Source organism: Trueperaceae bacterium (genome assembly GCA_036381035.1).
Classification (GTDB): domain Bacteria; phylum Deinococcota; class Deinococci; order Deinococcales; family Trueperaceae; genus DASRWD01.
In genome coordinates, this window is sequence record DASVDQ010000133.1 from 1 (window position 1) to 8,552 (window position 8,552).

Sequence of the window (8,552 nt, forward strand, 5' to 3'; positions counted from 1 at the left end):
GAGAACTGGGTGTTCACCACCAGCAGGTCCTCGCCGACGAGCGCGGCCGTCGAGGAGTCGGTGAGGCGTTCGTCCTCGATGTAGCCCGTCACCTCGCCGCTCGTGAGGTCGTCCGACATCTGCACCACGGCGACCAGGTCGGCACCGTTCTGCACGATGTAGAGGGTCGTGCCGTCGAGCACGAGGCCGTCGCCGCCCTCGAACGTCGCGCCGGTCTCGACCGCGGCGACCTCCTGGGTCGCCACGTCCACGCGGTAGAGGGCGCCCGTCGCTCCCGAGACGATCAGCAGCACGCTGCCGTCCTCGTTGGCGACGATGCCGTTGGCGTTGAAGCCCTCCTGGTACTCGAAGGCCGTGCCCGTGAAGTCGAGCCACGCCTCGGCCTCTCCCCCGCCTGACTCGACGGCGTCGGCCGGGACGTGCCACAGCGTGGGGCGGTTCGAGTCGGTGACGAAGGCGCCCATGCCGGTGACGATGACGTCGTTGAGGAACCTGGCGTCCGCCTCGGGCGTCGTGAACGTGGCGAGCTGCTCACCGCTTTCCACGTCGTAGACGAGGACCTCGCCGCTGCCGCCACCGGCCACCCAGAGGCGGCCTCGGTCGTCGACGTCGAGGCCGATCGTCGTGAACTGGGGGCGCGTCCCCGCGGCCACGAACTCCGTCGCCTCGCCCGTGGCGATGTCGACGCGGTAGATGCCCCCAGACCCCGCGCCGGAGACGAAGAACGTGCCGCTCGACTCGTGGACGGCGATCCCCTCGGGGAACACCGCGTCGCCCGGCAGCTCGTACTCGGTGGTGCCCTCGGGCACCTCCTGGGCCAGAGCGGCCGCGCCGAGCACGAAGGCCGCCGACGCGAGGACGAACGCGAGGCGAGCCCGCCGCGGCCGCGCCGGTGCGGGCCGCGTAGGCCGGGCCGCAACGCCCGCGCGCCGGTCGCTAGGAGCCGCCAGCCGGCGGCGCTGAGAAGCCCGCCGCCGACCGCGCCCGGGAGCAGGCTGCCGACGACCTGGACTGGAAGAGTTGAGTTCGCTCACGACATCTCACCGCCTCCCGCGGGCGACCCCAGGTGCCCGCGCTGCCGCGGCGGGCCCTGCACCCCGTGGCGGGGTCGACCGTGCGTGAAGGCTACGCGCCGTCCATGAGCCGCGGACGAACCGACGAACGGCCCGGAGCCGGCGCGGCGAACGAGGGGCCCGGGGGGAACGGCCGGGCGGAGGCGCGGCGAGCCCGCTCCACGGCGCGAACCGGCCGCCTCGTGAAGCCGAGGTTAAGGAGCGTTGGAGGGCGCGTCAGGCTGCCGTAAGGACCTCACCTGCATGGTGGAACACGTGACCCTAGGAGCGAGGAGAACGAAGCCAGCCATCAGCGTCGAGCGCCAGGGGCAGCACCTCCTCACCGGCACTCGGGAGGCGAGGGCTCCGCACGCCCTCACCCTGGGGGACACGCTCGCCGCCCTGAGCCACGCCCTCGACGTCAGCGAGGGCCACGAGCGCGAGCACGCCCTGCGGACGGCCGTGATCGGCCTGAGGATCGGCCGCAGGCTCGGCCTGCCCGAGCGGCAGCTCGCCGACCTCCACCACGCGCTGCTGCTCAAGGACCTGGGGGCCTCCGCGAACTCGGCGCGGCTCTACCACCTGTTCGGCCGGGACGACGCGCGCCTGCGGCGGGCGCTGCGGCGCATCGACCTGGAACGCCTCCGCGAGGGCAGCACGCTCGTGTTCAACCAGCTCGTCGGGGCCGTCAAGGGCCCGTGGCGGCTGAAGTACCTGCTCGACCTCGGCCTCGGACGCTTCGACCTCGTCGCCCACCTGGCCCGCACCCACGCCGAGCGCGGGGCGAGGCTCGCCGCCGAGATGGGGCTGGGCGACGGCGTGGCGGCGGCGATCGCGTCGGCCTCCGAGCGCTACGACGGCAGCGGCGCCCCGGCCGGTGCGGCCGGCGAGGCCATCCCGCTGGCGGGCCGCATCGTCGCCCTCGCGCAGGCGGCAGCGCAGAGCTTCGGCGACGGCGGGCGGAGCGCGGCGGTGGAGCTCGCGCGGCGTTACGCCGGCAGCTGGTTCGACCCCGACGTGGCGGCCGCCTTCGAGGAGCCGCTCGTCTCCGGCGACCTCGACGAGACCTTGAGGCACGACCGCGTCTGGCACGAGCTCGCGTCCGTGGCGCCGCGCGAGGAGCCCGTCGACATCGACGACGAGCTGTTCGGGCGCGTGGCGGAAGTCTTCGGTCACGTCGTCGACGCGAAGTCCGCGTGGACCGTGCGGCACTCGAGCCGCGTCAGGGTGGTCGCCCTCGGCATGTTCGACCAGCTCGTGGCGCCGGGCGACGCGCCCGAGCGTCGCCGGGCGCTGGCCCGCGGGGCGTCGCTGCACGACATAGGCACCCTCGGCGTCTCGAACGCCGTGCTCGAGAAGGGGTCGTCGCTCGACGAGGTCGAGCTCGAGGTCGTGAGGCGCCACACCGCCTACGGCGAGCACATCCTGTCGTGGGCCGACGCGTTCGCCGAGACCGTCCCCCTTGCCGCCGGCCACCACGAGCGGCCCGACGGACGCGGCTACCACGGCGCCGTCCCGGCCGGCCTCCTGCCGTTCGACGTCAGGCTCCTGGCCGTGGCCGACCAGTTCGAGGCCCTCACCGCGGCGCGTCCGCATCGCGAGGCGTTCTCGGCGGAGGAGGCCCTGTCGATCCTCGCGTCCGAGGCCGGAGCGGGCGTCGACGCGGAGGCGCTGGCGGCGCTCGAGCGCTACCTGGCCACGCCCGCGGCGGCCGAGATGCTCGACCCCCGGCGCTTCGACCCCGAGGAGATGCTCGTCATCGCCTGACCCTCACCGGCCGCGCGGTGGGCGCCCACCTCCCCCGCACGCCGCGCCGGCGATCCCACGAACGGAGGCCCGGACTCGAGCGGTCCGGGCCTCTCGTCAGCGCACCTGAGCCCCGGCGCCGGCGCCGGGACGACGCGTCAGCCCTGCTCCTCGCGGGCGGCGCGTGCGGCCGCGCGGTCCTCCTCCTGGCGGGCGACGTCGGTCTTGAGGCGGGCGGCCTTGCCCCGCAGCTCGCGCAGGTAGTAGAGCTTGGCGCGGCGGCTGCGGCCGCGGCGCACGACCGTGATCTTGCTGATCAGCGGCGAGTTGAGCGGGAAGACGCGCTCGACGCCCTCGCCGAAGGAGACCTTGCGCACGGTCACGGTGCTGCGCGCGCCCTTGCCGTTCTTGCGGGCGATGACGACGCCCTCGAACGCCTGGATGCGCGTGCGGTTGCCCTCGGTGACCCGGTAGTCGACCCTCACGGTGTCGCCGGTGTCGAAGTCGGGGATGTCGTCCCGCAGGAAGGGCTGCTCGACCGAGCGCAGTATGGCGCCTTTGTTGTACTTCATCTCAGGTTCTCGATTCCCGGTGGGCTACCGTTGGCGTTCCCATGACGGTGCCGCCGCTCGTGGCCGATAGCCAGGCGGCCGGCAAAGCCTTGGTATCTTAGCCGAACGGGGCGAGGCCTTTCAACCGCCGGACGCGCGAACGCGGCGCGTCAGCGGCGTCGGCCGAGCGGAGGCAGCAGGTTGCCAGTCGAAACGAGAGGCGTCCACCACGTCTCCGGCATCAGCGGCCGGCCACAGGAGACCATCGAGTTCTACTTCCGGGTCCTCGGCCTGCGCCTGGTGAAGCGCACCGTCAACTACGACGACCCGCGCACGTACCACCTCTACTTCGGCGACGCCTCCGGCAACCCCGGCAGCGTCCTCACGTACTTCCCCTGGCCCGGCGCGGGCCCCGGCCATCCCGGATCCGGCACGGCCGAGGCAACGCTGCGGGTGCCGCGCGGCGCCCTCCCCTACTGGCGCCAGCGCCTCGCCGCGCACGGGGCGACCACGGCGGAGCGACTGGGGCGCGAGGTCGTGGCCTTCGCCGACCCCGACGGCACGCGCCTGGCCCTCGTCGAGGGCGACGAGCCGCCGCTCGAGGGCCCGCCGCCCGGCGCCGACCCGGCCAGCCTCCTAGCGACCACCAGGTACTTCCCCGCCGCCGGCATCGCGCCGGATCACGCGGTCCTCTGCGTCGACGCCGTCACGTACGCCGCGCCCGACGTGGCCGCGGCAGAAGAGCTGCTGACGGGCATCCTGGGCCTCGAGGTCGCGGCCCGGGACGACGAGCGCGTGCGCCTCTCTCCGGCCGGCGAGGGCGAGGCGGCGCCGCGCGCGCTCGAGCTCGTGAGCTCGGCGGGCGGCGGGCAGGGCCGGCTCGGACGGGGCAGCTACCACCACGTGGCCTTCGAGGTCGAGGACGAGGCGGCGCTCGAGGAGGGCAGGCGTCTGGTGTTGGGCGCCGGGATCCCGGCGACGAAGGTGCGCGACAGGACCTACTTCAGGAGCGTCTACTTCCCGGGCCCCGGAGGGGCCACGGTCGAGCTCGCGACGCGAGGACCCGGCTTCACCGTCGACGAGCCGCTCGCCGAGCTGGGCCTGGCCTTCAAGCTGCCCTCGTGGCTCGAGTCGGAGAGGCAGGCGATCCGCGCCCAGCTCCCCGTGACGGCGAGCCCAGAGTACGCGCACCTCTTCGGATGAGGCGCGGTGCGATGCTGCGCGGCCGGCCCCGACGCGGTCGGGCGCGGTGCGCCCCGGCGCGGCCCGGGACCCGATGAAGCGCGGGGCCTGGCTGGCGCTCCTCTTCGGCGCCGGAGGCCTCGTCGTCACGATGTGGCTCCTCGGCGAGAACCTGGCCTCGCTCGGGCGCGTGCCGGCCTGGGCGTTCGTCGTCGGGGCGGTCCTGCTCGTCGTCAACTACCTCGCCGCCGGCGCCCGCCTCCAGCTCCTGACGAGGCTGGGCGGCCAGCCGCTCCCCCTGGGCGCGTGCCTGCGCGCCTACGCCGTCGGCCTCCTCAGCGCCGCGATCACGCCGGGCAGCGCCGGGCAGGCGCCGGCGGTGGCGCTGGCCCTCGTCCGCGACGGGCTGACGGGCGTGGCGGCGTGGTCGGTGAACGTCTACGTCTGGGTCCTCGACCTCGCGTTCCTCGCCTACTCCGTGCCGCTGAGCGTGCTGCTCATCGGCCGCTCGGCCGTCGCCCTGTCGCGCGTCGAGCTCGTCGCCTTCGCGGTCGTGGTGGCCGCCCTGGCCGCCTTCCTGATGTGGGTGCTCACCTTCCGGCTGCGCTGGGTGACGCGCCTGGGGCGCGCGCTGTTCGGCCTCCGCTGGCTAGGCCGCTGGCGCGGTTCGGCCGCCCAGTTCTTCGACCGCGTGGAGTCGGCGTCGGGCGCGATCATGCACGGCACCCTCGCCCAACGAGCGGTCCTCCACGCGCTGACCGCCGTCGTCTACCTCAGCACGCTCGCGACCTTCTGGGTGATGCTCACGGCGCTGAGCCCCGGCGCGCCGTTCCTGACGACCCTCGCCGTCGCCCAGCTCCCGACCGTCCTGGCGACGTTCATGCCCACGCCGGGCGGCGCCGGGCTGCTCGAGATCTTCACGGCCTCGCTGTTCCTCGCCGGCCCCGGCGGTGGACCAGGGGGGACCAACGACAGGTCGCCCGGCGGCACCGTCGCCGCGGCGATCCTCGGCTGGCGCCTGCTGACCTTCTACTCGCGCTTCGTCCTGGGCCCCATAGCGGGCGCCACCTTCGCGCGGCCCCCGGTCGAGCCGACGCGCGAGGCGGAGGCGGGCAGCTAGGTCGCGACCTGGCGGGGGCGGGCTAGCGGGCTCTCACCGCCGCCACGGCATCACGCGCCGCTCGATCGCCTGCAGCAGCGACGTCATGCCCACGCCGAGGGCCATGATCACGAGCAGGGCGGCGTACATCTTCGGGGTCGACAGCACCTGCCAGTGGTAGTACACGAGGTACCCGACGCCCGTCTGCGCGCGCACGAACTCGACGGCGACGATCACGATCAGCGCCGTGCCCAGCGCCAGGCGCAGGCCGTTGAACACGATCGGCAGCGCGCCGGGCAGGATCACGTGCCTGAACATCTGCCAGCGCCCGGCACCGAAGTTGCGCCCCGCCTGCACCAGCACGGGGTCGATGCCCTGCACGCCGGCCATCGTCGAGAGCGCCACGAGGAAGAAGGCCGAGATCGCGACGACCGTTACCTTCGGCCCCTCGCCGAACGGGTCGGCGAAGACGAGCATGAGGAGCGGGAACACGGCGATCTTCGGCAGGACGTAGACCGCCGACATCGTCGCGTCTAGCATCGCCCTCACGGTCCTGTTCAGGCCCATCACCATGCCGACGAGCACGCCGGGCGCGGCGCCCATCAGGAAGCCGAGCAGCACGCGCGCCAGCGTGGCCCACAGGTGGCTCTCGGCGAACGTCGCCGCGACGCCGGCCCAGCCCGACTCGGCGACGCGGGAGGGCAGCAGCCACGGGCGTCCGAGTAGAGAGTGCCCGCTGAAGCGGTCGACGTTCACGGTGAGGTCCCACAGCGCGCCGAGGATCGTGGTGGGCGGCGGGAACCAGCGGGAGTTGAGGATGCCGCCGCGCGACAGCCACTCCCAGGCGCACAGCAGGAGCAGCGGGAAGAGCCAGGCCAGCACGCCCTGGTAGCCGCGCTGCAGCCGGAACGGCAGGCGGCGCTCGAACGCCTCGGCGGCGAACACGAGCAGGGTGAACTCGGTGGCGAGCAGCGCCCACCACCAGTCGCCCCACAGATCCAGCGCGGTGCCGAGGAGCGCGACCAGCGCCATCGAGACGAGCGGCCAGGCCAGGTCCCCCACCGGCGCTTCCCGCCGGCCGCTAGGCGCGGCGGCGCGGGCCCGGGTGGCGCTCAACGCCGGCCCTCTCGCGAGCCCGAGACGGGGCGCGCCCGGGTGGCGCTCACTGGCGGACCACCGCACCCGACGCGCCGCGGCTCCGCGAGCCGCCGTACGCGAGCCCGGAGGGGCCCCTCACGCCTGCGCCTCCATCGCGCGCCTCACCTCGTCCTTGAGCTCGGCCCAGACCCCGCCGGTCAGCTCGGCGAAGCGGGGGCTCTGCGTGGTCGTGAGGTCGCGCGGCCGCGGCAGGTCGACGACGAACTCGGCCTTCTTCGTGCCGGGGTGGGCCGTCATCAGCACGACCCTGTCGCCGAGGAGCACGGCCTCCTCGATCGAGTGCGTCACGTACAGCACCGTCTTGTGCGTCTCCTCCCAGAGGCGCAGCAGCTCCTCCTGGAGCACCGCCCGCGTCTGGGCGTCGAGCGCGCCGAGGGGCTCGTCCATCAGCAGCACCTGCGGGTCGTTCGCCAGCGCCCTGGCGATCGACACGCGCTGCTTCATGCCGCCGGAGATCTGCGCCGGGTAGTAGTCGGCGAAGCGCTTGAGGCCGACCTTCGTGAGCCAGCGCTCCGCCACCTCGTACCGCTCGGCGCGTGGCACGCCCCGCATCTGGAGCCCGAAGGCGACGTTGTCGCGCACGGTCTTCCAGGGGAAGACCGCGTACTCCTGGAACACCACGTTGTTCAGGGGCCGGCTCGGCTCCGGACCCGGGACGATGTACGCCTCACCGCCCGAGAGCGAGTCGAGGCCGGCCAGGATGCGCAGGAACGTCGACTTGCCGCAGCCCGAGGGCCCGACCAGGCAGACGAACTCGCCCTCACGGACCTCCAGGTCGAAGTCGACGATGGCAGGCACGTCGCCCGCGAGCGACGGGTAGACCTTCCGCGCCGCGCGGGCGACGACCTTCGGCTCCAACGTCCACTCACCTCTCACGGCAGGCGGCCGGGCGGCGCTGCCCGCGCCCCCGGCCGCCCCCCGACGCCCAGGCTACTCCCGGTACGGCCCGGCCATCTCCAGGGCCCACTCGGCGTACTCGGTCGTGATGACCTTGGAGAGGTCGATGGGCTCGTCGTAGTCGGTGCGTCCGTTCTCGCGGTGGACGCGCTCCACGTCGGCGAGGCCGTCCACCGGGATCGTGAGGTCAGGGTCGTAGACGACGGGCGTGCCGGTCCTTATGGCCTCCTCCGTCGAGTTCACGTAGGCGAGGTAGGCGGCGATGTTCTCGTCGGAGAGGTAGTCGTCGCCCTGCATCAGGCGGGACGCCTCGAGCAGCGCCAGCGCGAAGCGCCGGGCGACCTCGGGCCGGTCCTCGAGGAAGTGCCCGGAGCCGACGAACGCCACGGTCATCAGCCCGGGCACCAGGTCGGTGGCGAGCGTGACGGCCGTGCCGTCGGCCTCGACCTGCTCGGCGTATGGCGAGCCCAGCACCGCCGCGTCGATGGAGCCGTTGGCGAAGGCGGCCGGCATGTCGGCGTTGGCGAGGTTGATGGGCTGCACGTCGCGGATCGTCAGGCCGCCGCGCTCGAGCGCCTTGGCCGCCAGGTACTCGCCGCCTGAGCCGGGTCCGCCGGCCATCGCGACCGTGCGTCCGCGCAGCTCCTCGATCGTGTCGACGGCGCCGGAGTCGTAGAGGTCCTTGCGCACCATGAACTTCGTCGGGCTGTTCTCGAACGGCTCGAGACCCCCCGGGGCGAACACCCTGATGTCGATGCCCTGGTTCCAGCCGTTCCACAGGGACGTGACGATGGCGATGCCGCCCACGTCGATCTGCCCCTGCTCGAGGAAGGCTATGGCCTCGGTGCCGGACGCGACGATGTCGAT

Annotated in this window: 8 protein-coding genes; 3 read left to right on the top strand and 5 right to left on the bottom strand. The window is 73.5% G+C overall.

Features of this window, described 5'->3' with window-relative positions; all coding sequences use genetic code 11:
* The coding region (locus VF202_14770) for a hypothetical protein (GenBank protein ID HEX7041377.1) at positions 1–839 on the bottom strand (839 nt) is incomplete at its 3' end.
* Positions 840–1,328: 489 nt separating this feature from the next.
* On the opposite strand from VF202_14770, the gene VF202_14775 reads away from it, so the two are divergent.
* A complete protein-coding gene (locus VF202_14775; protein HEX7041378.1) occupies positions 1,329–2,819 on the top strand; it encodes an HD domain-containing phosphohydrolase in 1,491 nt (496 codons plus the stop codon).
* Positions 2,820–2,956: 137 nt separating this feature from the next.
* Here the strand turns inward: VF202_14775 and rplS are convergent, their stop codons facing one another.
* A complete protein-coding gene (gene rplS, locus VF202_14780) occupies positions 2,957–3,370 on the bottom strand; it encodes a 50S ribosomal protein L19 (GenBank protein ID HEX7041379.1) in 414 nt (137 codons plus the stop codon).
* Between the two features lie 180 nt (positions 3,371–3,550).
* Here rplS and VF202_14785 point away from each other — a divergent pair, with 180 nt between their 5' ends.
* Entirely contained in the window at positions 3,551–4,552 is a 1,002-nt protein-coding gene (locus VF202_14785; protein ID HEX7041380.1) for a VOC family protein, read from the top strand.
* Between the two features lie 73 nt (positions 4,553–4,625).
* Positions 4,626–5,651, top strand: coding sequence for a YbhN family protein (locus tag VF202_14790; protein ID HEX7041381.1), 1,026 nt, complete (start codon positions 4,626–4,628; stop codon positions 5,649–5,651).
* 33 nt (positions 5,652–5,684) lie between these two features.
* On the opposite strand, the gene VF202_14795 is transcribed toward VF202_14790, so the two are convergent.
* From VF202_14795 to VF202_14805, 3 genes are all read right to left on the bottom strand, one after another.
* Positions 5,685–6,746, bottom strand: coding sequence for an ABC transporter permease (locus tag VF202_14795; GenBank protein ID HEX7041382.1), 1,062 nt, complete (start codon positions 6,744–6,746; stop codon positions 5,685–5,687).
* A 117-nt stretch (positions 6,747–6,863) separates the two neighbouring features.
* Entirely contained in the window at positions 6,864–7,646 is a 783-nt protein-coding gene (locus tag VF202_14800; GenBank protein ID HEX7041383.1) for an ABC transporter ATP-binding protein, read from the bottom strand.
* Between the two features lie 72 nt (positions 7,647–7,718).
* On the bottom strand, positions 7,719–8,552 hold an 834-nt coding region (locus tag VF202_14805), incomplete at its 5' end, for an NrtA/SsuA/CpmA family ABC transporter substrate-binding protein (GenBank protein HEX7041384.1).

Excerpts from the sequence above, each read along its gene's own strand:
- rplS (HEX7041379.1), bottom strand. The coding sequence starts at position 3,370 with ATGAAGTACAACAAAGGCGCCATACTGCGCTCGGTCGAGCAGCCCTTC.
- VF202_14790 (HEX7041381.1), top strand. The coding sequence starts at position 4,626 with ATGAAGCGCGGGGCCTGGCTGGCGCTCCTCTTCGGCGCCGGAGGCCTC.